Below are 24839 nucleotides of genomic sequence, written 5' to 3'. Positions count from 1 at the left end.
CGCGACGAGGGGTCTCCGATAATAGAGGAGACCACACTGCACGCTCCAAAAGTAAAGCGTGTCCCCCATAACCTGCAAAGCAGAAGGGGGACGAAAGCGCCTCACAGCACGTATTCACATCAAAATCCGCCCACCCGCCGGTCATCCGCCAAAATTCCGGGTGTCCAGAGGGCGGCGCCCTCGGGGCCCTCCCTTGGAAGGGAGGGTTTGGGAGGGATCGAAAAAGGTTTTCCTAAAAGCTATCAATAATTACGATGCACACGACTCGCACTCTTCAATCGTCAGCGCACGGCTGCGGACGTAATACGTCGTTTTGATGCCGGCTTTCCAGGCGTGAAGGTGAAGCTCCAGAAATTCCGTTGCCCGGATATCCGGACGGACGTACAGGTTAAAGCTTTGAGCCTGGTCGATATGGCGCTGACGCGCGGCGGCCATCTTGATGGACCAGTGCTGGTCGATCAGGAATGCCGTTTTGTAGTACCAGATCGTCTTCTCGGACAGGTCCGGAGCCGGGTTGGCGATCTTGTAGGTCGTTTTTTCCTCGTAAGACAGAAGCTCGTACAGCGGATCGATGCTGGCGGTGGAGCCGGCAATGATCGAGGTCGATCCGTTCGGCGCGATGGCAAACAGCCAGGCGTTGCGGACGCCGTTCTGCTGAACTTCCTGCTGGAGTTCTTTCCACTGCTCGGTGGTGACGAACTTGCCTGCATGTTCGCCGTCTACATAACCGCGGCTTGTGAAGTAAGCGCCGTTCTCCCAGTCGGAGTCTTTGAACTTCGGATAGTGGCCCTTTTCCTTGGCCAGCTCCATGCTGGATTTGACGAGCAGGTAATTGATTTTTTCGTACAGATTGTCGTTATATTCAACCGCTTCGTCAGACTCCCAGCGGATGCCTTCGAGGGCGAGCAGGTGATGCAGGCCGAAGGTGCCGAGTCCAACCGCGCGGTATTGGCTGTTCGTATATTGTGCTTGCAGCACTTCGATGTTGTTGATGTCGATAACGTTATCCAGCATGCGCACCTGAATCGGCACAAGGCGGTCCAGCACATTGTCCGGAACGGCGCGGGCCAGGTGAATCGAGTTCAGGTTGCAGACCACGAAGTCGCCGGGAACCTTGGAAATGACGATCCGGGTTTGGCCGTCTTTGGTCACGAGCTCTTCTTTTTCCACCACGGTAGCGGACTGGTTCTGCATAATTTCGGTGCACAGGTTGGAAGAGTAGATCATGCCGTGTGCACGGTTCGGGTTCGCGCGGTTGACGGTATCCCGGTAGAACATGTACGGCGTGCCGGTTTCCAGCTGCGATTTCATGATGCGCTTCATGATGTCGATCGCAGGTACTGTAATTCTTGGAAGCAGCGGGTGAGCAACCGCTTCGGCGTACTTCTCGCGGAACGATCCTTGACCCACCGTCTCATCATAATAATCTTCAAGACCAGCAGGGCGGCCGTTGGCGTCCTTCCAGCCCATGATTTTCTTCACTTCATGCGGGCAGAACAGGCTCCATTCGCTGCGGGCTTCCACCGCCTCCATGAACAGGTCGGGGAGGCAGACGCCATGGAACACGTCATGCGCTCTCATGCGCTCGTCGCCGTTGTTCAGCTTCAGGTCCAGGAAGGCCAAGATGTCTTTGTGGAAGACGTCCAGGTAGACGGCAACCGCACCTTTGCGGGTGCCGAGCTGGTCAACGCTGACCGCCGTGTTGTTCAGCTGGCGGATCCAAGGGATGACGCCGGAGCTGGTGTTCTTGTGACCGCGGATGTCGGAGCCGCGCGCCCGGACCTTGCCGAGGTAGACGCCGATGCCGCCGCCCATTTTGCTGAGACGGGCTACGTCGGTATTGGAATCGAAAATCCCTTCCAAAGAGTCGTCCACTGTGTCGATAAAGCAGCTGGACAACTGTCCGGCGACCTTCTTCCCTGCATTAGACATCGTTGGCGTAGCGGCGGTCATGTACAGATTGCTCATCGCCCAATACGCTTCCTTCACGAGCTCTAGGCGCTTGTCCTCGGGCTCGGTGTGCATCAGGTACATGGCGATGACCATGTAGCGCTCTTGCGGAAGCTCCATGACGCGTCCGTCGAAATCATGCGCCAAGTAGCGGTCGGACAGGGTCAACAGCCCTATGTAGTCGAACAGCAGGTCGCTTTTGTAATCGATGCAGTGGCCCAATTCTTCAATTTGCTCTTTCGTATAGCAGGTGAGGAGCTCCTCGCGGTAGATTCCTTTTTGCACCAGTTCGGTAATGAGAGGGTAGAACGCACCGTAGGGCTCGTCAGGATAGGCTTTGTAGCGGCGGTTGTAAGCGGCCTTCTTGTACAGGGAGGTCAGCAGCGAACGGGCTGCGGCGAACTTCCAGTTCGGCTCCTCCTTAGTGACCAGTTCAAGCGCCGACATCGTGAACGCGCTGCTGATTTCGTCGCCGGTAACTTCTTCGCGGCGCAGTTTGCTCTGCACGCCCCGTAGGAGGCGCTCCTTGTCCAGGCTCTCCAGCTCCTCAAGGATTCGGTCGGCATAAACGGAGAGACGGATTTCATCAAAAGCCAGCTGGCGGTTGTTCGGTTTGGTAACGAGCTGCGGCATGGTGCAGATCTCCTTTCAAAGTTTGTATATTTGGTATAACGGAAAGTAGGACGATGCTGTTAAGAGGGAGCTCTTGCTGTGCTTGCCCATACAAAAGGCATTTCCGAAGAACCTGCAGACAGGTACGAAAATGCCGCTATATCCCGTATGCCCTATTTACGAGCATGGGAAAAAATATCTATCACGTTATGTATAGATATCGACTGGCATCACGTACCTATTCCTCGTAGGCCTTTCGTGAGACAAAACAGGCAGGTCTCCTGACTCCCGAACATGCGATATTCGGCGCCTTCCCGTCCGCGTGACGGACAGTGGACTCAGCCGATATCGTGCCGAAAGCTCGGAGCTCTCGGCCTTCCGGTTACAGTGGCGGGACCGTGACGGATTCACACCGTGCTTCCCTATTATGAACGCCTGGCAAATTGAGCCAAGTTCACCTGTTTCCACTATATTTGGTTGCTGTTATACTAATTTAACCCAATATATTGTGTTTGTAAACTATGATCCTCGTAAAAGACGAGCAATGAGAATTATACCAGATGGACCCCCGGGGCGCTACTGTGAACCATTGGAGATTGAGCGCAGAAGGGCCTGAAAAGGTAGAAATCGGGCGAAATTTGCAGGAAAAACCCGAATAAAAAATTTTGTAGTCCTTCATTTTGCGATTCCTCAAATGGTCGGGTAAAATAAAATTAGGAATAAAGTTCGATCCGCTTTGCAAAAAATAAAGGAGGCGCACGAACATGGCAATTGCAGAGGTAACGGTCATTCCGATCGGAACGGCCACGACCAGCCTGAGCTCGTATGTGGCACAAATGCAGCGGGTGTTGGCTGAGCAGAAGGGGATCAGCTATGAGCTGACGTCGATGAGCACGATCATAGAGGGTGCACTTCCGGATATATGGAAGGCGATCGCGGCCCTGCACGAGGCACCGTTCCTGGCCGGCGCGCAGCGCGTTTCCACTTCGGTCAAAATCGACGACAGACGGGACAAAGCCTCGTCCAGCGCCCAGAAACTTCAATCGGTCCGCGACAAATTGAAATAAATTCCAACCGCAAAACGTAGTATTGCATTTTGGACAAGAAGTTGTATAATAGTTTTTGTTTGACGGAAAATTTTATTTTCCACGCTGGTGTAGCTCAGGGGTAGAGCAACGCACTCGTAATGCGTAGGCCGGGGGTTCAATTCCCTTCACCAGCATCTTTCATAAGCCTTACAAGACGCGGGTTTCCGGATTTCGGAGACCGCGTCTTTTTTGTTGAATTTGCTGAACTTCTAACTTTCTTCTAACCTTTACTCAAGTAAAGTGGGATTTTCGGTATCTATTAGGGTTCCTGTAATTGGATCGCCGATGTTTTTCAGTGTTGATTCTTGCAGTTACCCCGAAATCACTCTCTCCACAGGATAATGAATTTTCGGTTTCTTTTTCTTGCCTCCAATAATAAAGATGAACGATGTCAGACCGATTCTACCAATGAACATGAGCAGCATCAGCAGACATTTGGCAAAGACGCTTAGTTCTGGTGTAATGCCGGTGGACATCCCTACCGTACCAAAGGCAGAGCACACCTCCAAAATGATGGATATCAGCTGATGATGCGGATCAGTAATATTGATCACAATCACGGAGGTCCCACACATCATAATGGCAAGCAGCATAATCGCAAGTGATTTCATGACATCATCCGGATGAATTTCTCGGTTGAATACTTTGATCTCTCGATTCCCTTTGACGTAGTTATATACAAATAAGGTGCATACCGCAAAGGTAGTGGTTCGAATTCCTCCGCCTACAGAGTTTGGAGATCCTCCGATAAACATATAGATGCTCATAACAAGCAGGGTAGATTCTGACAATTGAGTGATATCCATCGTCGTTAATCCGGCGCTTCGGGTTGAAGTGGTTTGGAAGAACGAATAGAAGAAGCCCTCATGCCATGACATTCCCTTAAAATAATGCTGATACTCAAGCAAGAAAATAAGAATAGTCCCAACGACCAAAAGAATGACATACGTCGATGTCGTTAATTTGGCAAATAGTGAAAAGCGAAATGGCTGGGCCTGCTTGTCTTTTCTTCTCGCTAAAAAGGTCTTAATCTCAATCAGTACAGGGAATCCGATGGCTCCAAATATGATCAAGAAGCTGGTAACGATTTGTACAAAATAATCATGGGCAAAAGGCATCAACGATTGTCCAGTAATATCCATTCCGGCGTTCGTCGTTGCACTAACTGAGGCAAACAATCCTTGTAGAAAGGCTTCTTGCCAAGTTGGGAAATAATTAAGAAAATGTATTCCGAAAATAACAGCTCCAATGAGTTCAGCAAGTAAAATAATTCCTAAAATTTCCTTGATGAATTGAACCAGACCAGATAATTGAAACTGGTTGTTGTCAACCATGATCAGCTGGCGTTCGCGCAATCCAATTTTACGTCCGATGAGGATCCAGAAGAAGGTGCTCATCGCCATAATCCCAAGACCGCCAAATTGCAGCACCAACATAATGATGAAGTATCCAAAAACACTAAAGGTATTTGCAACGTTCAGTACAGCAAGACCTGTGTCGCTTACGACGCTAACTGCAGTGAACACCGTATCAAAGAAGCTTACCTCTGTGCCGCGTCTATATATGCCTGGAAGGCTGAATAATCCGATAGATATCGTTACGGCAAGTAAATAATAGCCGGTTATAACCTGAGCAGGTGAGCGCTTTTCCAACCAACCTCGCATTTTACTAAGTAGGGCCAACAATGTAATCCTCCAATTCATATATCGTAAAAAGAAGCCAACGAAAGAGATTGCTCTTCCGACAGCTTCAAAAGGATGTTCTAATCGAATCGTGTTTATCATACCCTTGGTATTTCGGCTTGTAAAGGGCGTGGCACCAAGAGGTGCCAGCACGAGTCGCGGAGCTGATTACTGGACCATGTATTGAGGAGCGGCGTCGCATACGTAATCTGTAGGCCGGGGGTTCAATTCCCTTCACCAGCATCTTTCATAAGCTTTACAGGACGCGGGTTTTCGGATTTCGGAGACCGCGTCTTTTTTGTTGTTTCGGCACTGTTTCTCCTATGTCTCTAACTTTCTTCTACGGATGTTCCGAAAGCCCGCCGCGGGCTCTATCAAGTTTCCTTGCAAAATATGCTATTGAACCGCTGACTTTGTCCACAACGCTGAAAGGTTTCTTTCATAGGATATTCTGATCCTACCAAGAAAGGGGAATGTCAGATGAGCGAAGTTGCTGGAGTTGGTTATGGTGACGGCATGTCCACAAGCGTTGGCATCATTCTCGTCCTCTTTATCCTGCTTGTCATCATTGCGAAAACTTGGGGATATTAATTCCTGAACGGTCCTTAGCCTGCCTGGTAGATTCAGAGGCATGAGACCAACACAAGCGAAGCGCAGCGCAGCGATCCCGAATGGATCCTGCGCTTTTTTCATATAGAACGTACAACAGAATTTTGGATGTTGCTGCAAACTAAGGCCGGCCCCCTGTTTTTCTCCTGGTGTTCCTCAGACAACACCCCCAAACCTGAATAATCCCGGGACCCCTGGGTAAAATACGGGGGATCATTCCTAGAGGAGGTAAACAGCAATGACGATGGTTCGCGACGTAATGACTAAAGACGTTAAAGTATGCGCACCCCATGATTCGGTCACGGCTGCGGCGCAAATCATGCGCGATGTCAACTGCGGATCGATTCCGGTCTGCGAAGGCAAAAAAGTGGTGGGCATGATTACCGACCGCGATATCGTGATAAACTGTGTGGCTGCCGGCAAGGACCCAAGCGGCGTTCACTGCCATGACTGCATGACAAGCAATGTTATTTCGTGCTCGCCGGACACCGATGCCCATGAGTGCGCGCAAATGATGGCCGACCACCAAATTCGCCGCATCCCGGTTGTAGAAAACGGAGAAATGGTGGGGATCTGCGCGATTGGCGACCTGGCAACGATGAACATCCATGTCAACGAAGCCGGCGAGGCCCTCAGCCAAATTTCCGAAACTCTTCATTAAGAGGAAGGCGCTGACAGGGAAACTTGTTCGCAGCAAGTGCACCCGTAAAGCGGATCGCGATACGGGTGCTTTTGTCTTTCGCGCTGCCTCTCGGATTTTCTGTTGACTTCCGGTCAATCCCTCATTACAATGATTTGTAATAACATAGGCGATGGAGTTCGCCTTTAACCGCCCGTGAGCTAATGACTCCTACCAGTGCAGACACTGGTAGGAGTCTATTTTTTTGCCGATATACGGGCATCGGGACAAGCAGGGGGCGGTAATTTGCCCCTGGATGAGGAACAATAGGAAAACCATTGTAGCTGGGGGGACAATCGCAGAAATGGGGAAATTAGTTACGAGGGGAAAGCGCAGGTTATACGTGTACGCAGGCAAATTCATGCACCTGGCACTGCTTGGCTATATCGTGAAGTGGTCGGTCATCGGGAGTCTGGTGGGGGTGCTTACAGGCTCCGGGTCGGCCTTGTTTCTGGCAGCGCTGGATGCTGTTACGCAGCAGCGGCTGCATCACCCGTGGCTCCTGTGGCTGCTTCCGCTGGGGGGAGCCTTGGTGAGCTATCTGTACTGGAAATACGGCAAGGACGCGTCCAAGGGAAACAACTTGATTCTGGAGCAGATTCATGACGGCGGCGGAGCCATTCCGCTGCGCATGGCCCCGCTCGTCCTGTTCGGAACGATCTTGACCCATTGGTTCGGCGGCTCGGCCGGACGGGAAGGTACGGCGGTGCAGATGGGCGGAAGCTTGTCAGAATGGATCGGCAAGAGGCTTCGACTGAGCCCAGCCGACCGGCGGATCATTCTAATGTGCGGCATCAGCAGCGGTTTCGGCTCGGTCTTTGGGACGCCGCTCGCCGGAACGGTCTTCGGTCTGGAGGTGCTTGCGGTGGGGATGATCCGTTACGAATCGCTGTTTGCCTGTTTTGTGGCGAGCTTTATCGGGGATCTAACCACGAAGGCGTGGGGGATTCATCATATTCATTATTCCGTAAACACGATCCCGGCGATCACACTGATCACGGTGCTGAAGGTCGTGCTCGCGTCGATGGTGTTCGGCCTGGCCAGCATTCTGTTCAGCGAGCTGACGCATTGGTTGAAGGCACGGTTCACCGGATGGTTCCGGAATCCGGCGGTCAAGAGCTTTGCCGGGGGCTGCATCCTGATTGCCATCGTCTACGCGTTCGGCACAAGGGAATACCTCGGGCTGGGACTTCCGCTGATCAGCGATGCTTTTGAAGGGACGGCGCCAAAGCTGGCGTTTCTCTGGAAAACCGTGTTTACCTCGCTTACGCTGGGGGCCGGATTTCAAGGCGGGGAAGTGACTCCGCTCTTCGTCATCGGCGCAACGCTGGGCAGCACGCTGGCGGGCCTGCTGCATCTAGCGGTGCCGTTTATGGCGGCTCTCGGTTTTATCGCGGTGTTCAGCGGCGCGACCAATACCCCGATTGCCTGCTTTATTATGGGGATCGAGCTGTTCGGGTCGGGGAATTTGGTGTACATGTTCATCGCCTGCGTCGTCAGCTATTATTTTTCCGGGCATACCGGCATCTACGTGTCGCAGCGGATCGGAGTGTCCAAGTCCAGGCTGCTGCGCCTGCCGGAGCAGGCAACGCTGGCTTCGGTCCGAAAGAAAGGACGGCAGAAGGGGAAAAAGGAGCGCGGCTAATTTTTTTGGCGAGACAATTTCCCCTCTGGGCGCCCTGGGCATATGCTATCCCATCATTGTAATGGAGGGATTGCATTGTCTTCTGGAAAGAAAGCCCAAGTGAAGCATCTAGCCTGGCACGAAACATTGGAAATGCACGAGCTGGTTGCAGGACAGTCTAACGACCTGATTTGCCTGAAAATGGACATCGGCAAGGTCACTGATCCGCAGCTGCATGCCTTGTATAAAGAGGCGATCATGTGCCTGGAGCAAAACATAAAAGACCTGCTGAAGTTTTACCCGCAAGCGCCGGTCCCTGGAGCGAGAGGCGGTAAAGCCGAAGCTGCAGACATGACGGGCTTTTATGCCGGCCATCTGCTGGGCAAGACCAAAAGTTGGGTTCGCAATTACGCGATAGCGATTACGGAAACGGCAACGCCGGCCTTAAGGGAGGTTTTCGTGAAGCATCTGAACAATGCGATCAAACTCCATGCCAAAATTTTTGATTTTATGGAAGAGCGTTCGATGTACCCCGCTTACGACCTGGAGCGGCTCTTGGCCAATGATATGGAAAATGCGAAAAAGGCGTTAAGCATGTAACATCTTCGCCACCTGGGCAAGGGTAAAAGAGATATCGCGGAGAGTCCGGGAGTTTGGTCCCGGGCTTTCCGCGTTTTTCGGCCAAATCCTACACCGTGAAGCCGCCGGGCCTCCCCGGCAGTTGGCTTATGCAGTATACTTTCATTAAAGTAATAAATAGTTTACGTGGAACGAATAAATAATTTACGTGAAACAGATAAACAGTTTACGGGGTGAACGGTGTGATTGTGGTCAGCTCTTGTCTGTCCGGACTGAAGGTTCGGTATAACGGCACAGACAGCTTGAATGACGTGATTCAGCAGATGGTTGCGCAGAACAAGGCGGTTGCGGTTTGCCCGGAACTGCTGGGGGGATTTGTCACCCCGAGAGAGCCTGCGGAGATTGTGGGTGGCGACGGTAACGATGTGTTGGAGGGCCGGGCCAGGGTTGTTGAGAAATCGGGCCGCGACGTCAGCGGCATGTATATTCAAGGGGCTCAACGGACGCTGCAGAAAGCGCGGGAAATCGGAGCGTCCTTGGTCGTGCTCAAGGAGTACAGCCCTTCCTGCGGAAGCGCCATGATTTATAACGGTTCCTTCGCTAATGAAAAGGTTGCCGGCAGTGGGGTGACGACCGCCTTGCTGGAGCGGGAAGGCATTCGGGTCATGTCCGAGGAGACGTTTCTGGAGGCTCTGGACTCAGGGCTCCTCTGAAACCGATGGCGTCCAGCATCCAACTCGTGAAATTTTCGGACAAGTTTGCCTGGGCGGGTGAATATATATGACCTAAAAGGAGGTCATATGATGCTCAAGAAGAAACGGTTTCGGAACTATGCGCTCTGGATCAGTATGGTCTCGCAGGTGCTTTTGCTTGTGCAGCTGATCGGCCATCTCACAGGAGCGTTTGAACTGTCGGATATGAAGCGGCAAGAGCTCGTGGCGGCTGCGGACTTAGTGCTCGGAATTTTGGCGACGCTGGGGATTATCTCCAACCCGACCAAACCGAACAGCGGCGGTTATAATTTGTAGCAGGGAACCCTGCCGTGCGGCCTGCAGCTGCCGGGCAGGGTGTTTTTTTGCCAAATCCCCTGTCCCTGCTGGAACTGAATCCACGTGGAAGCCGAAATCCCCGATTGGCAGCGGTATTTCGGGTAGGAACGATCCGTCCCGTTTGATATGATGGAAGGAAAGACTTACCGGGAGGAGAACGAACATGAAAATACTGATATCCGGATTTGAGCCCTTTGGCGGAAATGCGATAAATCCGACAGAGCAGCTCGTGCGGGACATCCGGGAGGAGACGTTTGCGGAGGCCGAGATTCAGACGGTTCTGCTCCCCGTCCACTATGACGAATGCGCCGAAGAGCTGCTTGAGGCCGTGCGTGATTTTCGGCCGGACGCCGTGATCTGCTGCGGCCTCGCCGCAGGCCGGACGGCGGTAACGCCGGAGCGGATCGCCGTGAACGTCAAGGATGTTGCGCCGGAAGCGGCATACGCCGACAACAAAGGGGAGAGACCGCAGGATCAGCCGATTAATCCGGCGGGACCCGACGGGCTGTTCTCGCGGCTGCCGATCCGCGAAGCCGTGAACCGGCTGAAAGCGGAAGGGATTCCCGCCGCCGTGTCCGAGTCGGCCGGCACGTTTATTTGCAACAACACGATGTACGCCGTGCTGGATTATATCCGCGAGCAGGAACTGCCTGTGCTGGCGGGTTTTGTTCATTTTCCGGCTTCGACGGAGATGGCGCTGCAAAAGCCGGGCCTGCCTTCGCTGCCGCAGGAAACGATGCTGCGGGCGCTGCGCGTGATTATCCATGCGACGATCGATGCCGTAAAGCAGCAGCGGCAGCCTGCGGTTTAACGGGTATCGCGCCCCGCCTTTACCTCAACTCCCCCGGTGCTTGTTCACAACAAGCGCCGGGGGTGTTTTTTACTGTTATTGGGTTATTGCCCGCCGGCGCGGTGAACCGGACGCTTGAAAAAACCGACGAGGCGGTCCTGATGCGGCACGACCTGTACAAGCTCCCAGCCGTGGCGTCCCCACGAAGACAGCGCATAGTTAAAGTCCACCGCCGTGCGGCCGTGGTAAGACTGCACGTATTCGAGCAGCCCTGCGTCCGCCCCGTATTCCCATTCCAGCGGTTCATCGCCGGATGAATGCCGGTAACGCAGGGGCAGCCCGCTTAGGCGAACACCCGTGGTGCATAGCGCCTGTAGAATTGCCTCCGGCTCCGTTTCCTCCAAAGCCAAAAAACGCGGCGGTTGCGGAAGATGAAACCGGGCGTGGGAATGGAAAAATTGCAGCACTGCCGTGCCGCACGGTTCGCCGGTGTCGTCCTTGACCCCATACCACACGCATCGTTCGCGCTCCTCGGGCGGGCCCCAGTTCTCTACCGATTCGGATAGGCGGAACCCGGCGGGGACCTCGTATCCCGACTTCCGGACCTCCTCGCAAATCGGGTCCATCAACCGCTGAATATAGACGCCGTACGCCCGGTCGCCGAACTCCGCAAACATGGCGCTCAGTTCTACCGCATGCTCAAGAAGAATCGCCTCCCAGATTTCGTTCACATGCCGGTTCATGGACCGGACGATCGAATGAATAGTATTCATAATATTACTCCTTTCACGAACATAAACTGATTTTCATTAATCTAATGGTTTTAGATTAATCTAATGGGATTAGAATAATGGCATATGCTATAATTGTCAAGTGAAAAGGAGGGCTCTTCGATGGCCAGAAAACGAACGGTGCCCCAGCATCCTTTTTCCGGCACGGGGGAACAGGAGGAGCTGCACATTCCACTAGACCGTGACCGGATTGTCCGGACGGCGCTTCACGTGTTAAACGAATCCGGCTTGAAAGAGCTGAGCATGCGTAAAATAGCGGATGAGCTCCAGGTGAAAACCGCCTCCCTGTATTATCATGTGAAGGATAAAGAACAGCTGCTTCAGCTTGTTGGGGATAAAATAAGCGAAGAAATGGACAGGCCGGACCCGGACCTGCCTTGGCAGGAACAGCTTGTCCAGTGGGGGCATGCGTTCCGGCGAGTACTGCACCGCTACCGCGATGCAGTGGATTTGTTCAATGGCGGCATTGCCGTGGGGTACCACCGTCTGATGCAGATCGAGAGACTATACCAAATTTTTGCTTCGGCCGGATTTGCGGATGACCATATCCCGTGGATGGCATCCATGGTAAAGAATCATGTGCTTGGCTTTGTGGCCGAGGAGGTGCGGCTGAAGGGGATGGCCGGCGCCGGCGAAGAAGCCCAGGCTCGCCTCAGCGAGGAGTATGCCCAGTTTTTCCGCGCTCTGCCGCGGGAGCAGTTCCCGCATATGATCCGGCTGGCAACCCATACGACCGGTACGGGGTGGCAGGAGGAGTTCGAATTCGGTCTGGGCGTCCTGATGGACGGCTTCCGGAAGAAGCTGCCATAATGATCAGTGCTCCATAAGTCAAGAAAAATCAGGGGGACTAGGAAGTCCGCCCTGATTTTTTTCCGTAAAACACCGCGAAGTCAAAATATTTGTACATACAGTCCACGTCTTCAAAACCGGCTTCTTCCATCCATTGGATCTGTTCAGCGGTGGTGGCGTTGATATCCAGCTTTCTGCGTTCAACCGACGCCTGGATGGCTTCTTCCGTCAGACCGCTCGCCCGGATCTCTTCCAGCCAGCGTCTTCGGTAATACGCGTCCGCCTGATCGGTCTGGCCCTTCACTTGATCGGCATTAACGAAGATGCCGCCTTCATTCAGCAATTGATGGATGGTGGCGAACAGCTGCCTTTTTTCCGGATGGGACAAGTGATGAATGGACAGGGAAGAGATGACGGCGTCATAGGTTTGCGTAAACGGGTAGCTGCTGTAATCCCCGGTAATATAATCAACGTGTGGCGCCCCTTGGAACCGCCGGCGGGCCTCTGCCAGCATGCTGTCGCTTAAGTCCATCAGCGTAATCCGGGCCTCCGGGTATTTGAGCAGAACCATGCTGGAGAGCAGGCCCGTTCCGGCCCCCAGATCCAGAATGCTTGGAGAAGGATTGCCGCACTCCACCAGGGAAAGGGCCATCCCGTAAAAATCGTCAAAGCAGGGGATCAGACCCCTCCGCTGCCGGTCATAATCCTTTGCATTGGCGTCAAAGAGCTTGATTACAGATCGATCCATCGTCATTCTCCTTATCCCGTAGATTGTTGGAATTGACTTCATTGTAGCGGCAGCCCGCTCATTATGGAAATATATAAACTGTATTATATTTATAGTTTTTACCTATATCCATCCTTCTACAGGTCAACGCTTGATAACTTCGATACCAAATCCTTTTTCTACTAATCCATGAGCCAAACGAATCCTTGGGGGCGAGGCTCCTGCAGCCCGGCAGGGGCTTCGCCATATTTTCATAGCAAGAGCAGCTATTGCAGTATGTACATATGGATTGAAAAAGAAATTATATACGAGTAAATGGAAGAATGAAGGAGTATACACGGGAAGATAACGTATACATCAGGTTTTGGGTTCCGGTGGATATAACGCTATAATGAAAAACAGTGAATGATCGGACCCGGCGAACCTGAAAGTGGGGAGCCTGCTTGAACACCTTGCAACATTTATGAACGGACAGCAGCACGATTAACTATATACTTTAGTTCAATCGATACAGATACAACTTTATAGCCTCAGGAGGGATTATTTCTTGTTTTTGAACTGGATTAAACAAGGCTTCTTTAGCAATGTCAGAAAAGACATTTTATCCGGTCTTACCGTTGCCTTTGCGCTTATTCCCGAAGCCATCGCATTCTCCATTATGGCCGGGGTGGATCCGATGGTCGGTCTCTATGCATCCTTTGTGATTGCCGTGAGCATTTCGTTTTTCGGCGGCCGGCCGGGGATGATTTCAGCTGCGACCGGTGCCATGGCGTCCTTGATGGGACCGATCGTCGCCAAGTACGGGATCGAGTATTTGTTTGCGACTACGGTGCTGACCGGCATTCTGCAGTGGATTATGGGGGCGCTGAAATTCGGGCGCTTCATCACGTTTATCCCGCAATCGGTCATCGTAGGCTTCGTCAACGCGCTGGCGATCGTTATTTTTATGGCGCAGCTGCCGAATTTTGAAGGGGCTAGCTGGATCATGTACCTGATGGTGGCCGCAACGCTGCTGATCATTTATCTGTTCCCGCTGCTCACCAAAGCGGTGCCTTCCGCGCTTGTGGCCATTATCGTCATGACGATCATTTCGGTGCTGACGCATGCGGATGTCCGTACGGTAGGCGATATGGGCAACATTACACAGTCGCTTCCCGCATTCCATGTTCCGTCGGTACCCTTGTCGTTTCATATGTTCCTGACGATTCTGCCTTATGCGCTTGCGCTCGCCGTCGTCGGCATGACCGAGACGCTTTTGACCTCCAACCTGGTGGATGAGCTGACCGATACGGGCAGCAACAAAAACCGCGAGATCAAGGGGCAGGGCATCTCCAACATCCTCACCGGCTTTTTTGGCGGGATGGCGGGATGCGCCATGATCGGCCAGACGGTCATCAATGTGAAATCGGGAGGCCGCTCCCGGCTGTCGACCTTCATCGCGGGCGCCTTTCTGCTGTTCCTGATTCTGGTGCTCGGCGATGTCGTCAAGCAGGTGCCGATGGCGGCACTGGTCGGCGTCATGATCATGGTGTCGGTGGGCACATTCGACTGGCATTCCTTAAGAACGATGAACAAGGTGCCGCTGGGCGACACGATCGTCATGGTGGTGACCGTCGTGATCGTGGTAGCCACGTCTAACCTGGCGATCGGCGTCGTCACTGGTGTCATTCTAAGCGCCTTGAATTTCGGCTGGAAGATGGCGCGCATCCACGCGCAGACCCGTATCGATGAGCATGAGGTAAAGGTGTACGAAATCAAAGGGCAGATGTTCTTTGGAACGATGAACCATTTCGTGCATCTCTTTCATTACCAGGAAGACCCGGAGCGGATTGCGATTGACTTTTCCCACTCACACATTTGGGATCAGTCGGGCGTGAACGCCGTGTCCAAGGTGCTGGCCAAGTATGAGGCGCTTGACAAAAAGGTTGCCGTCCGGGGATTGAATCCGGAGAGCCAGCGCATCATCGACAAGATCGGCGTAGCCTCGGTATCGTCCCATTAACCATCGACTAAGACCGCGTTTTATATACGATGTGAGAAAAGCCCTCCGGCATGCCGGAGGGCTTTTTTTGCGTGGATATCCGCTTAAGGAGCGAATGTCACCGCACCATTTTCTCATAAATATTAAACCCGCTCTCATGCTGGCCCTTCAGCGCAAAGCCGGCCCCGCTGTACAACCGGTTCAGGCCGGGGTTGTCGGCGATACAGTCGAGACGGATTCGGTCTTTGCCCTGGAACTTTATTCCGGTCAAGGCCCAGTGCAGAATGGCACTGCCGAGACCTGTCCCCCCGAATTCTCGGTCAATGGCAAGCCGGTGCAGGTAGACGGAGGTATCGTGCCCCTCCTCGCCCCATAGGGTGCGGTCCCATTCGCTCGCATGCTGCTGGAGAATGACGATGGCGGCAAGGCGCTCCTCCTTTTTGAACAGGAAGACGTCCCCGCACAAGACCGCCTCGTCGATATGATGCCGGTCATCGCCGGTCAGCAGCTGATGCCACTGCTTGGAGCCTTTGCTCTGAAGCCATTGCGCCGTTCGGAACAGCAGTCCTTGCGCGGCCTCCACATCTTCCGGACCAGCCTGAGCCTGGACGGCCCGAATTTCCGGGGTGACCCACTCGTTATTGATGATAAAATGATCTGCATTTGCCTGCTTCATACATCCACCCTCCAAGCGTTACATATGTTCTTATTGTAAGAACCCCCGAAGAATTAGGCAAATGCTTCGTAACGGAGCGGTCCAAGGTGTGACATAAGAAGCTGGCGTTACAGAGTTCGACAGCCGTCCAGGCCGGGAACAAACGGTCTGCATTGTATGTACCAGAGGATTAGGAGGGAGGATTATGAGAAAACAAACATTTATCGACATCATGGTGCAGCTGGCCGAGTTCGACCAGCTGCAGTCGGGCGTGCCTGCATCGCTTACGATCGCCCAAGCGGCCCTCGAGTCCGCCTGGGGTACAAGCGAGCTGGCAGTGAAGGCCAACAATCTGTTCGGCATCAAGGGACAGGGCACGGCAGGGAGCATGCGCCTGCAGACCACCGAGTACGTTCGCGGCGTAGCCGGCCGGGTGACCGCCGACTTCCGTGCGTACAACAGCTGGGCCGAATCGGTGGCCGACCACTCGAGGCTGCTGGTGAACGGCGTGTCCTGGGACCATGACAAATATGCGGGCGCGCTCCGCACGGACGGGCGATCGGCCGCTGCCGCGATCGGCGCAGACGGGTATGCCACGGACCCGGAGTACGCGGATAAGCTGATCCGGATTATCGACCTGTATAACCTGGACCAATATGATGCCTGGAAGGAGGGGGCGCATATGACACCTGAGGAAAAGGCGGCGTTCAGCGAGCTGCAGAACGCGGTTGCGAAGCAGGCGGAATGGATCAAGCAGCAGCAGGCGCTGCTAAACTTGCCCTGCCCGGATTGGGCGAAGGAGGCGTATCGGTACTACAAGCCCTATATCGCAGATGAAACGGGAAGTTATGATTTCTGGCGGCAGCTGGTGATCCAGTACCGTAAAGAAAAAGGAATCAAGATCGGTTCGGATCAAGGCTAACGGTGTCCAGGCCCATCACGGCCGGATGGTCACCCTTGTGTTCACGGGCACGTAGGAGGACAAATCGAGCACATCCTCATTGAACATCCGGATGCAGCCGTGGGAAACTTCCCGTCCGATGGAGGCGGGATCGTTGGTTCCATGAATGCCGTAATGGGGTTTGGAGAGGCCCATCCACAGCACTCCGAACGGTCCGCCCGGATTTTCCTGTTTATTGACGATCGTGAACTCCCCGGTCGGGGTTTTCGTCAGCATTTTTCCGATGCCTACGGGATAGGATTTGACGATCTGGTCGCCGTCCAGCAAATATAAGGTGCGTTCCGACAGGTCGACGATGATCCGGTATTTTGGCATTTGCATCACTCCTTGTTTCCAGAGTATGTTTATAGGGCGGGGAATGCATCCCTCTGCAAGTGAATTTAAGGAATGAAGGGGATTGGAATGTGATGCTGAGAAAAAGATTTCTCCTGTACTGCACCTTTTCCGCGCTTGTGCTGTTTGCAGCATTTTTCGTCTGGAGGCAGGGCCCCTATGTGTATCATCTGGTTCGTTATCCCGGAAGGCCTCACGTTAAAAAGGAAGAGGGCAGTGTTCCGGCTTACAGCTTTATTTCCACCAGGCCGACGCCAGATGCAGTGTATTATAAAAACAAAGTCATCACCCTGATGTATCATGACGTTTCCCCGCATCCGATCAATGATAAGAGTTTGGATACCACTGTATTCGAGGAGCAGCTCCAGGCCATGAAGGCGAACGGGTTCCATTGGATTACGATGGAGCAGTACGCCGACTTCGTCACCCGGCACAAACCGGTTCCGGACAACGCCGTGCTGATGACGTTTGACGACGGCTACGAGACGTTCTATAAAAATGTGTTCCCGATCCTGGAGAAGTACCACGTGCCGGCAACGAACTTTCTGATCGTATCGACGGTGGGAAACCCGAAGCATCCCGGGCTGCCGAAACTGACCTGGGCCCAGGTCAAGCTCATGCACCGAAGCGGCATCGACTTCTACAGCCATACATTTGATTCGCACGCTTACGCTTATGTTCGCCCCGAAGGAAAAACCCATGACAGGCTCGAGCCGATGCTGATGGGTCCCGAACACAACAAAACGACCGGTCACGTGGAAACGGAGCAGGAGTATATCCGGCGGGTGAAGGGCGATTTAACCCGGGCGGATCAGATCCTCCGCAGCGAAATCGGCAACCGACGCGACATTCTCGCATTTCCTTACGGCGGGTATACGCAGCAGGTGCTGGATTTCTGCCGCAGCCTCGGCATTCAGGTGGTCTTTACCGTCAAACCGGGAATCGACGGCCCCGGGCAGTACATGGGGTACCGGGTCAACGCGGGCGGTATGGACAATAACCCGATCGCGCTCATCGAATCGATGAAGCATGCGGAGTCGCTCCGCGGATTCAGCAAGGCCGGTTAAGTATCCGGGCGGGCAGCAGGAGTAGAAGCGCCATAATAAGTAGGGAGATATGGATAACCCCCCGGGCATGTGCCCGGGGGGTTTGGCTTTGGCGGCTCTGCGGCCGCCTAATATATTTAACCCCTGACAGCCGTTTCAAAGCTGCAGTCTGGTTCCTTGTTCTAGTTCGTTAACAGAATAATGACTTCCAAAACAACAAAAGCCCTGCCTCTCTTTTGTCCTTGCGGCTCCGATGACCGCGCCAGTGTGAATCAGAAATGACATCTTAAATCTCTTACTTCGCATTGGGTTATTTCAAAATAGGAAATTAAGTCTTCGAGGTTGAAGATTTATTCTTTCTTGCGGGGAACGAAAAGGGTTAAATGAAGTTATACTAATATAATTTATCATATATATCCTAAAAACACAATAGGAAAATAAATCATTCGAAGGTCTTGTATAAATGTGCAAAAGTTCCGAATCATGGTGAAGATTTTGTGGCAAAAGTTGCTTTTTGTCGCAAGTTCATGTCACATTTTAGGATGAAATAACCGATATTCTTAATAGTGCTGCGCCGAACGGCCTATTTTGACGAAAAAGGAAGGCTGGCTAATGGATACCGACTCCAACCGCTTACAGGGGACAGCCCTGTATTATGCTTTTCGGAACAAATTAGTACGGAACTATATTTTCGGATCGCTGTTTGCGGTATTCGTCGTAGGCAGCGCGATCGTGCTGACCACGATCAGCGTTTCTCCGCAGGAAATAAAACGGCTGGTGTCCATCCTTGCTGCGTCCGTGGTGGTGATGATCGCGGCAGAGTCCTGGGTATTCAGGCGGCATATCCAGCCGATAAAAGAGGGGCTGTCCTCCAGGCCCTGCACGGTTCATGCCGTCGAAAAGGCTTACCGCCAGGCCCACAGGCTTCCGCAGAAGGCGGTGTTCCGGATTCTGGTTCCGCATTTCCTCGGGCTTGCCGTGCCCGCGGCCGGCCTGACGCTGTGGCTGCTGAATAGGGAGCTGCTTCATTTCCGCCCGATTTATGTGGCGGCTGCGGTCATCGGCGCCTTCCTCGTAGCCAGTATGCATGCGATGATCGAATTTTTTCTGACGACGGCGATGGTCCGGCCCTTGGTGAAGGAGCTTCAGCGGTTAGCCCTGAAGGATCACCGCATCGATCTGAATCCGGAAGGGCATGTCGTCCTGTCCATCCGCCCTAAATTTTTGGTCAGCGCGATGCTGATCGGTATCTCGCCGCTTTTGCTGTTCACCTTGGCCGCTCAGATTCGGCTGGGCACGTTAAATGAAGAAATGATGACGGGATATTGGGGCTGGGCGGGGCTCATCCTGATGGTGGACATCATTTTCACGTATACGGGGGCCAAGCTGTTAACCCATGAGGTGGAGCAGCCGATTTCTCATCTGTACGATGCCATGAATCATGTTAAGGACGGCCGGCTGAGGACGATCCAGAATGTGTATTCGGACGAATTTTCCCGCCTGGCCACCGGCTTCAACATGATGGTCCGGGCGCTTCAGTCCCGTGAAGCCCAGAGCAGGGCGATGCTGGACAGCTACTTCGTGACCCTTGCCGTTGCACTGGACGCCAGAGACGCCTATACGGCAGGACATTCCTTGCGGGTGGCCGAATATTCCGAGCTGATCGGGCGGCTCAGCCAGATGACGGAGGAAGACATCAACGTGATCCGCCAGTCGGCACTGCTGCATGACATCGGGAAAATCGGCATCCGGGACACCGTCCTGCTGAAGGAAGGGCATCTGACGGAGGAGGAGTTTGACCAAATCAAGGCACATCCGGTGCTTGGCGAAACGATCTTGAAGCAGATCGAGCCCAAGGAAGCCATGGCGCCGCTCCTTCCCGGCGTACGATCCCACCATGAGCGGTATGACGGGGGAGGGTATCCGGACGGGCTGGCAGGTGAGGACATACCGCTGCTCGGGAGAATCATCGCCGTAGCCGATGCCTTCGACGCGATGACTTCGGACCGGCCTTACCGTAAAGGAATGGCCGTTTGCAAGGCGCTGTCCATTCTCGAGGAAGGCAGGGGGACGCAATGGGATCCGCAGTTCGCCCGCATTTTCGTTGACTATATGCGACAGCAGGGAATGGGGAAGGCGGCAGGCGACGATACATAGGATGACCTGAGAGCAAGACCCCAAAAACCTCCCGGCCGTGAAGGATAACTTCCGGTCGGGAGGTTTTTGGCTGTTTGAATGTGGGAGATGGATCAGTTCGCTGCCGAGCGCAGGAACCCTGGCAGACGGAAGAACGCAACCAGGAGGCCGACAGCCCCGAACGTCAGGAGAATGAGCGCCGGTCCTGCGACGTCGCCGAGATGGGCGCCATGGGCGATAATGTTCTGCAGCGAGTGCAGCGCCCAGTACTGCGGCAGAAAGTGTCCGATGGTCTGCACGGATTGAGGGAGCAGATAGGACGGTACCCACAGGCCGCCCAGCATGGCACCGCCCATGGCAATGACCTGGGTGATGACCATGGCGGCTCCCTCGCCCGGCACGAGGAAGGACAAGCCGAGTCCGATGCCGGTTCCGCAGATACTGAGGCTGAGCACGATCAGGGTAAGGGCGGCGACGTCGCCGATCTTCACGTCATAGACGAAGTGGCCGAAGGCGAACAGAACGACACACTGGGCGATGACGGTCAGGATGAAGGGCACCCACATCCCGACCAGGTACTGCAGCGGCTTCACGCGCGTGCTGCGAATGCGGGACAGGAGGCCGGTCTTCTTTTCGTCAAAGAAGCGGCGGGCCATCGTGATCATAATGTAGAAGACGAACATGACCGTCATGCTGGGTACCATCGAATCCATATAGCTGATATGGTCGGACGTCGTTGCCACATTTTTGATCTGGATCGGGGAGGCCAGCGCCTTATCTGCTTGCTCCTTGGAATCTCCTTTAGCCAGCAGTACATCCGTCAGCTTCTGTTCGCGGTATTGGCTGGAGATGCTGCTGAGGATCGCCTGGATCGGCGCAAGCTCGGTCTGTGCGGTCGGATCCTGGTACAGCTGAATATCGGCGGAACTGCCTTCCTTCATGGCTTTTTCGAACCCGGCGGGAATGACCAGCATGACCGAGAACTGGCCCTGCTTCATTTTGTCTACCTGATCGTTCAGGCTGGATGCTGATTCCAGTTCCACGTCCATAATCCCCTGCATTTGCTTGACAAAAGCTTGGGACGCGGCGGATTGGTCCTGGTCGATCGTGCGGATGGATATGGAAGAACTGTCGCCTCCTGCACTGTTGAAAATCGTGCCGAACATGGCGATGAACAGGATCGGCATTAGCAGCAGGAAGAAGAAACTTTTGCGGTCTTTGCGGATCAGCCGCAATTCCTTAATAATCATGGCTCTCATGGATTTTGCTCCTTTGCTTGTTTCTTATTTAATTTCTTGTTTATTTCATAGAAAGAACTATTTATTAGCTTAATGAATGTGAGGTGCGCCTGCGATGAATCAGTCCCGAAGTGCGGTACCGGTTACCCGCAGGAATACGTTCTCCAGCGAAGGACGTACGATTTCGAGCTGCTTCACGTCCCAGCTGTGCTGGGATGCGAGGCGAAGCAGGCGCTGCATCACGCCGTGCACATTTTCCGTTTCCAGCACATATCCGGAGCCTTCCTTGCGGATTGCGGTTACATCCGGATCTTCCGGCAGGTGATGGGCCCCCGCGATTTCCACGTATATGGCCTTCTGTCCGTGATTCTCCAGCAGTTCTCCGAGCGGTCCCATCGCCTTGATCGTTCCCTGATCCATGATGGCCACTTCGTCGCACAACGCTTCGACTTCCTCCATGTAGTGGGTGGAGTAGATGATCGTGACGCCTTCGCGGTTCAGGTCACGGATCATTTCAAAGATATGGTTCCGCGACTGTGGGTCGATCCCTACCGTCGGCTCGTCGAGAATCAGCAGCTTGGGACGGTGGAGCAGCGCGGCAGCGATGTTAATCCGGCGCTTCATCCCTCCGGAGAACGTGCCGACTTCCTCTTTGGCGCGGTCCAGCAGACCCGTCTGGGTCAGCACTTCATGGATGCGCTGCTTCAGCATTTTGCCCCGGACGCCGTAAGCCTCACCGAAAAACTCAAGATTGTCGTAGGCTGACAGCTTATCGTACAGCGTAATTTCCTGCGGCACGTAGCCGATATATTTCGATACGGCATCCGGATTTTTAGTCGCCTCCTTGCCGAGCAGCCGGACGGAGCCGCTGTCGGCCTGGACAATCCCGGTTAGAATTTTCATCGTGGTGGACTTTCCCGCACCATTCGGGCCGAGGAAGCCAAACGAGGTGCCGGCTTTCAGGGAGAAGCTCACGTCCTGGAGCGCTTGTTTTTTCGGATAGGATTTGCGAAGCTGAGAAACCTCTAGCATATAATCGTTGTTATAAGAAGTTTGTTTAGGTTCGGCGGTGTTGCGAGTCGTCGTTTGAATCATTTGGACAACCTCCTAAAAGTTTTGTGGAGCATAGTATCAAGGTAAAATCATCGCAGCAAAACTAGCATCGAAAGCATAAGCTAAAAGTTTTGTGGAGCATAGTATCAAGGTAAAATCATCGCAGTAAAACTAGCATCGAAAGCATAAGCTAAAGTTTTGTGAAGCATAGTATCAAGGTAAAATCATCGCAGCAAAACTAGCATCGGAAGCGGGGCTTTAAGTTTTGTGAAGCATCATGTTTGAAAATGACGGGCCGCCGGCAGCGCCGACTCGCTGGGACGAACGCAGAGCCTTCCGGCGGCACGTCGATGATCTAGTTAATATATAGAAGGGAAAAGTATTGAACTCGCTACAGATCCAGCTTTTTATCCATGACGTATACTACTACCCGGATCAGAGCATAGGCCACTGCCCAACTCCCGATGATGATTGCCGGAAGCTCCCAGGGATAGGGATAAAACGTGGCTGGCCCTGCGGTGTCCAGTCGGCTTTCAGGCAGCAAATACTGGTTCATGTTGGAGTATACGATGCTGAAGCCCCCCATAAAAAGAATCCAGAGCAGCGGGGTCAGCGGCTTGGCGGTGCTGTACATAACGCTGATGGTCAGCATGCCGGCGGCTATGATGAATGGGGTCAGACCGGCGATGACGGTCAGCCAGTTGATGCCTGTGATCATGAAGGAGACGGCCATGTCGTAGGTGTAATGATCGATGGTCGAGGCCAGAATGAGCACGTACGCCGAGAGGGCGATATAGATGGCAATAATTGCGATCCATACCTTCAGGCAGTTACCGAGCCATTTGGCGGCAATAAGGCGAAATCTCGGGATCGGGAGCGTCAACCACCAGCCGTACGTATCGTTGGACCATTCCCTTTTAATGGCGCCGTATCCCAGGAAGAAGATCCAGTAAGGGAACGCCAGCGTCATATACCAAAAGCTGCTTATATCTAGGTCATTGCGCGCCGCCAGATAGGTGGTGACGATGACCACCGCTGCGGCAACAATCAGGAAATAAGCGACACACCAGCTTCTGGATAAGCGGACGCGGTTCATTTTTCTCCAGCTGCCCCGCACCATAAACTCATGCTGGACGAGGTCCATAAACGTGCCTGATGAAATCAATGCTGCCACTCCTTTGCGTACATTTTACGAAATACATCGCGCAATGAGCCGTATTCGGCCCTCAAGCTTTCGGTGTCCCCGGACCAGATGGCCTGGCCTTGCTTCATCATGACCGTATAATCGAACAGCCCTTCAACCTCCTGAATATCATGGGTGCTGATCAGGATGGACTGCCCACTATCCTCAAGGTAGTCGATGATGCCGGCCACAATCGCCTCCCGCGACATGACATCGATACCGGTAAAAGGCTCGTCGAGAATAATAAGGGACACTTCCCGGGCAAGGCACAGAATCAGCATGACTCGGGCTTCCTGGCCCTTACTCATTCCGCCGATTCTCGCATCCAGTTCAACATCCATATAGTCCGCCAGGCGGATGGCCTGTTCCATCAAGAAGCCGGACAGGAAGGATTGCCCCCATTCGAACGCCTGCCGCACCGTATGGTTCGGATACCAGCGGGCCCGGTCGGGGAGGTAGGCGATGTGGCGGTTGGTTTCCCAACCGGGCTGCGAGCCGAGCACCTCCAAGGTGCCCTGATCCGGCCGGACGAGGCCGGTGAGCATCCGGAATAACGTGGATTTGCCGCAGCCGTTCGGCCCCAAAATACCGGTGATCCGTCCTTCGGGAACCGTGACATTCAGTCCGTTTAGCGCCTGCTTCTTTCCATAGGCCTTGCTTACTTGTTCGCATCGCAGTATCGGTGCCGTCATCGCTTTGTTCCTCCTTCCTCAGCGTCGTATTTCTGTTCAATATAAGACTGGATATCGGTCCAGGTTAGTCCGAGGTTTTCCATTTGATCCATGAAGCTGTCGATATATTTAGCCGCGAGCGCCGTCCGGAATGATCGGACATGATCCGGGGACGAGGTGACGAAGGTTCCTTGACCCCGCCGTTTCTCGGTAAGTCCGTCCCGCTCAAGCTCCTGGTAAGCCCGCATGACGGTGTTCGGGTTCATTCGAAGCTCTTGGGCCAGCTCACGTACAGAGGGCATCTTGTCTCCCAATCCAATCTCTCCTTTGGCAATGGCGCTGCGCACCTGATCCAGAATTTGTTCATATAAAGGTTGGCTGAAGTCGATGTGGAACCGCAGCGGGCCAACCTGTTGGTCTTCCATGGCCTTCCCTCCTAAAAGCTCAGCTGGTCTGGAAGTACAGCCTTCCTTCACGGCATAAGCGAAAACGTTCAGGTCACTTATGTGATTTAAGTGTATTATATCACTTAATACACCTAATGCAATAGGCGATCTATATTTTGGTTAAAATGTTTTCTACATCGGCCTTCGGCTAAGAAGGCAAACGGTGG

General features: G+C 53.5%; 24 protein-coding genes, 1 tRNA gene and 2 riboswitches. Of the genes, 14 read left to right on the top strand and 11 right to left on the bottom strand.

Annotated elements, in window-relative coordinates:
• Positions 1-249: 249 nt before the first annotated feature.
• On the bottom strand, positions 250-2583 hold the full coding sequence (locus CJP46_RS32150; protein WP_094599710.1) for a ribonucleoside-diphosphate reductase subunit alpha: 2334 nt from the start codon (positions 2581-2583) through the stop codon (positions 250-252).
• Positions 2584-2816: 233 nt separating this feature from the next.
• Positions 2817-3039, bottom strand: a riboswitch (cobalamin riboswitch).
• 287 nt (positions 3040-3326) lie between these two features.
• On the opposite strand from CJP46_RS32150, the gene CJP46_RS32145 reads away from it, so the two are divergent.
• Entirely contained in the window at positions 3327-3629 is a 303-nt protein-coding gene (locus CJP46_RS32145) for an MTH1187 family thiamine-binding protein (RefSeq protein ID WP_094599709.1), read from the top strand.
• An 83-nt stretch (positions 3630-3712) separates the two neighbouring features.
• A tRNA-Thr gene (locus CJP46_RS32140) sits at positions 3713-3784 on the top strand.
• Positions 3785-3961: 177 nt separating this feature from the next.
• Here the strand turns inward: CJP46_RS32140 and CJP46_RS32135 are convergent.
• On the bottom strand, positions 3962-5314 hold the full coding sequence (locus tag CJP46_RS32135; protein WP_179281421.1) for a TrkH family potassium uptake protein: 1353 nt from the start codon (positions 5312-5314) through the stop codon (positions 3962-3964).
• A 498-nt stretch (positions 5315-5812) separates the two neighbouring features.
• Here CJP46_RS32135 and CJP46_RS36320 point away from each other — a divergent pair, with 498 nt between their 5' ends.
• The 7 genes from CJP46_RS36320 to pcp all read left to right on the top strand — a co-directional run bounded on the left by CJP46_RS36320 (position 5813) and on the right by pcp (position 10683).
• A complete protein-coding gene (locus CJP46_RS36320) occupies positions 5813-5923 on the top strand; it encodes a sporulation protein YjcZ (protein ID WP_143813065.1) in 111 nt (36 codons plus the stop codon).
• A 256-nt stretch (positions 5924-6179) separates the two neighbouring features.
• Positions 6180-6602, top strand: a complete 423-nt coding sequence (locus CJP46_RS32125; protein WP_094599706.1) for a CBS domain-containing protein — start codon at positions 6180-6182, stop codon at positions 6600-6602.
• A 138-nt stretch (positions 6603-6740) separates the two neighbouring features.
• A riboswitch (Fluoride riboswitch) is annotated at positions 6741-6801 on the top strand.
• A gap of 180 nt (positions 6802-6981) precedes the next feature.
• Positions 6982-8265 carry a voltage-gated chloride channel family protein gene (locus CJP46_RS32120; protein WP_256992636.1) on the top strand — a complete coding sequence of 428 codons (1284 nt, stop codon included), beginning with the start codon at positions 6982-6984 and terminating at the stop codon, positions 8263-8265.
• Between the two features lie 132 nt (positions 8266-8397).
• Positions 8398-8844 (top strand): spore coat protein, encoded by a 447-nt coding sequence (locus CJP46_RS32115; protein ID WP_256992635.1) that lies wholly within the window; start codon positions 8398-8400, stop codon positions 8842-8844.
• Positions 8845-9065: 221 nt separating this feature from the next.
• On the top strand, positions 9066-9536 hold the full coding sequence (locus CJP46_RS32110) for a 2-thiouracil desulfurase family protein (protein ID WP_094599703.1): 471 nt from the start codon (positions 9066-9068) through the stop codon (positions 9534-9536).
• Positions 9537-9623: 87 nt separating this feature from the next.
• Complete coding sequence (locus CJP46_RS32105) at positions 9624-9851, top strand: phage holin (RefSeq protein WP_094599702.1); 228 nt, start codon at positions 9624-9626, stop codon at positions 9849-9851.
• A gap of 184 nt (positions 9852-10035) precedes the next feature.
• Positions 10036-10683 carry a pyroglutamyl-peptidase I gene (gene pcp, locus CJP46_RS32100; protein WP_094599701.1) on the top strand — a complete coding sequence of 216 codons (648 nt, stop codon included), beginning with the start codon at positions 10036-10038 and terminating at the stop codon, positions 10681-10683.
• 83 nt (positions 10684-10766) lie between these two features.
• On the opposite strand, the gene CJP46_RS32095 is transcribed toward pcp, so the two are convergent.
• Positions 10767-11435 carry a DUF6022 family protein gene (locus CJP46_RS32095; protein WP_094599700.1) on the bottom strand — a complete coding sequence of 223 codons (669 nt, stop codon included), beginning with the start codon at positions 11433-11435 and terminating at the stop codon, positions 10767-10769.
• Positions 11436-11555: 120 nt separating this feature from the next.
• Here CJP46_RS32095 and CJP46_RS32090 point away from each other — a divergent pair, with 120 nt between their 5' ends.
• A complete protein-coding gene (locus CJP46_RS32090; RefSeq protein WP_094599699.1) occupies positions 11556-12263 on the top strand; it encodes a TetR/AcrR family transcriptional regulator in 708 nt (235 codons plus the stop codon).
• Between the two features lie 37 nt (positions 12264-12300).
• Here CJP46_RS32090 and CJP46_RS32085 read toward each other — a convergent pair whose 3' ends face one another.
• A complete protein-coding gene (locus tag CJP46_RS32085; RefSeq protein WP_094599698.1) occupies positions 12301-12990 on the bottom strand; it encodes a class I SAM-dependent methyltransferase in 690 nt (229 codons plus the stop codon).
• 526 nt (positions 12991-13516) lie between these two features.
• Between CJP46_RS32085 and CJP46_RS32080 the strand changes: the two genes are divergently transcribed.
• Positions 13517-14971, top strand: a complete 1455-nt coding sequence (locus tag CJP46_RS32080; RefSeq protein ID WP_094599697.1) for a SulP family inorganic anion transporter — start codon at positions 13517-13519, stop codon at positions 14969-14971.
• Positions 14972-15068: 97 nt separating this feature from the next.
• On the opposite strand, the gene CJP46_RS32075 is transcribed toward CJP46_RS32080, so the two are convergent.
• Positions 15069-15626 carry a GNAT family N-acetyltransferase gene (locus tag CJP46_RS32075; RefSeq protein ID WP_094599696.1) on the bottom strand — a complete coding sequence of 186 codons (558 nt, stop codon included), beginning with the start codon at positions 15624-15626 and terminating at the stop codon, positions 15069-15071.
• A 184-nt stretch (positions 15627-15810) separates the two neighbouring features.
• Here CJP46_RS32075 and CJP46_RS32070 point away from each other — a divergent pair, with 184 nt between their 5' ends.
• A complete protein-coding gene (locus tag CJP46_RS32070) occupies positions 15811-16527 on the top strand; it encodes a glycoside hydrolase family 73 protein (RefSeq protein ID WP_094599695.1) in 717 nt (238 codons plus the stop codon).
• Positions 16528-16542: 15 nt separating this feature from the next.
• Here CJP46_RS32070 and CJP46_RS32065 read toward each other — a convergent pair whose 3' ends face one another.
• Positions 16543-16881, bottom strand: a complete 339-nt coding sequence (locus CJP46_RS32065) for a L,D-transpeptidase (protein ID WP_094599694.1) — start codon at positions 16879-16881, stop codon at positions 16543-16545.
• 92 nt (positions 16882-16973) lie between these two features.
• On the opposite strand from CJP46_RS32065, the gene CJP46_RS32060 reads away from it, so the two are divergent.
• Both CJP46_RS32060 and CJP46_RS32055 read left to right on the top strand, forming a co-directional pair.
• Positions 16974-17966: a polysaccharide deacetylase family protein gene (locus CJP46_RS32060; protein WP_094599693.1), complete on the top strand. Its 993-nt coding sequence runs from the start codon at positions 16974-16976 to the stop codon at positions 17964-17966.
• Positions 17967-18557: 591 nt separating this feature from the next.
• A complete protein-coding gene (locus CJP46_RS32055) occupies positions 18558-20102 on the top strand; it encodes an HD-GYP domain-containing protein (protein ID WP_094599692.1) in 1545 nt (514 codons plus the stop codon).
• Positions 20103-20194: 92 nt separating this feature from the next.
• Here the strand turns inward: CJP46_RS32055 and CJP46_RS32050 are convergent, their stop codons facing one another.
• The 5 genes from CJP46_RS32050 to CJP46_RS32030 form a co-directional block, all read right to left on the bottom strand.
• Entirely contained in the window at positions 20195-21340 is a 1146-nt protein-coding gene (locus CJP46_RS32050) for an ABC transporter permease (protein ID WP_094599691.1), read from the bottom strand.
• Between the two features lie 99 nt (positions 21341-21439).
• A complete protein-coding gene (locus CJP46_RS32045) occupies positions 21440-22414 on the bottom strand; it encodes an ABC transporter ATP-binding protein (RefSeq protein WP_256992627.1) in 975 nt (324 codons plus the stop codon).
• 349 nt (positions 22415-22763) lie between these two features.
• Complete coding sequence (locus CJP46_RS32040) at positions 22764-23537, bottom strand: ABC transporter permease subunit (protein WP_094599690.1); 774 nt, start codon at positions 23535-23537, stop codon at positions 22764-22766.
• Positions 23534-24247 carry an ABC transporter ATP-binding protein gene (locus CJP46_RS32035; protein ID WP_094599689.1) on the bottom strand — a complete coding sequence of 238 codons (714 nt, stop codon included), beginning with the start codon at positions 24245-24247 and terminating at the stop codon, positions 23534-23536. Before CJP46_RS32035 ends, CJP46_RS32040 begins: the two co-directional genes overlap by 4 nt.
• Positions 24244-24651, bottom strand: a complete 408-nt coding sequence (locus tag CJP46_RS32030) for a GntR family transcriptional regulator (protein WP_094599688.1) — start codon at positions 24649-24651, stop codon at positions 24244-24246. Before CJP46_RS32030 ends, CJP46_RS32035 begins: the two co-directional genes overlap by 4 nt.
• Between the last annotated feature and the right edge of the window lie 188 nt (positions 24652-24839).

This window comes from Paenibacillus sp. XY044 (assembly GCF_002257645.1).
Lineage (GTDB): Bacteria > Bacillota > Bacilli > Paenibacillales > Paenibacillaceae > Paenibacillus_AQ.
This window is presented reverse-complemented; position numbering and strand designations above follow the sequence as displayed.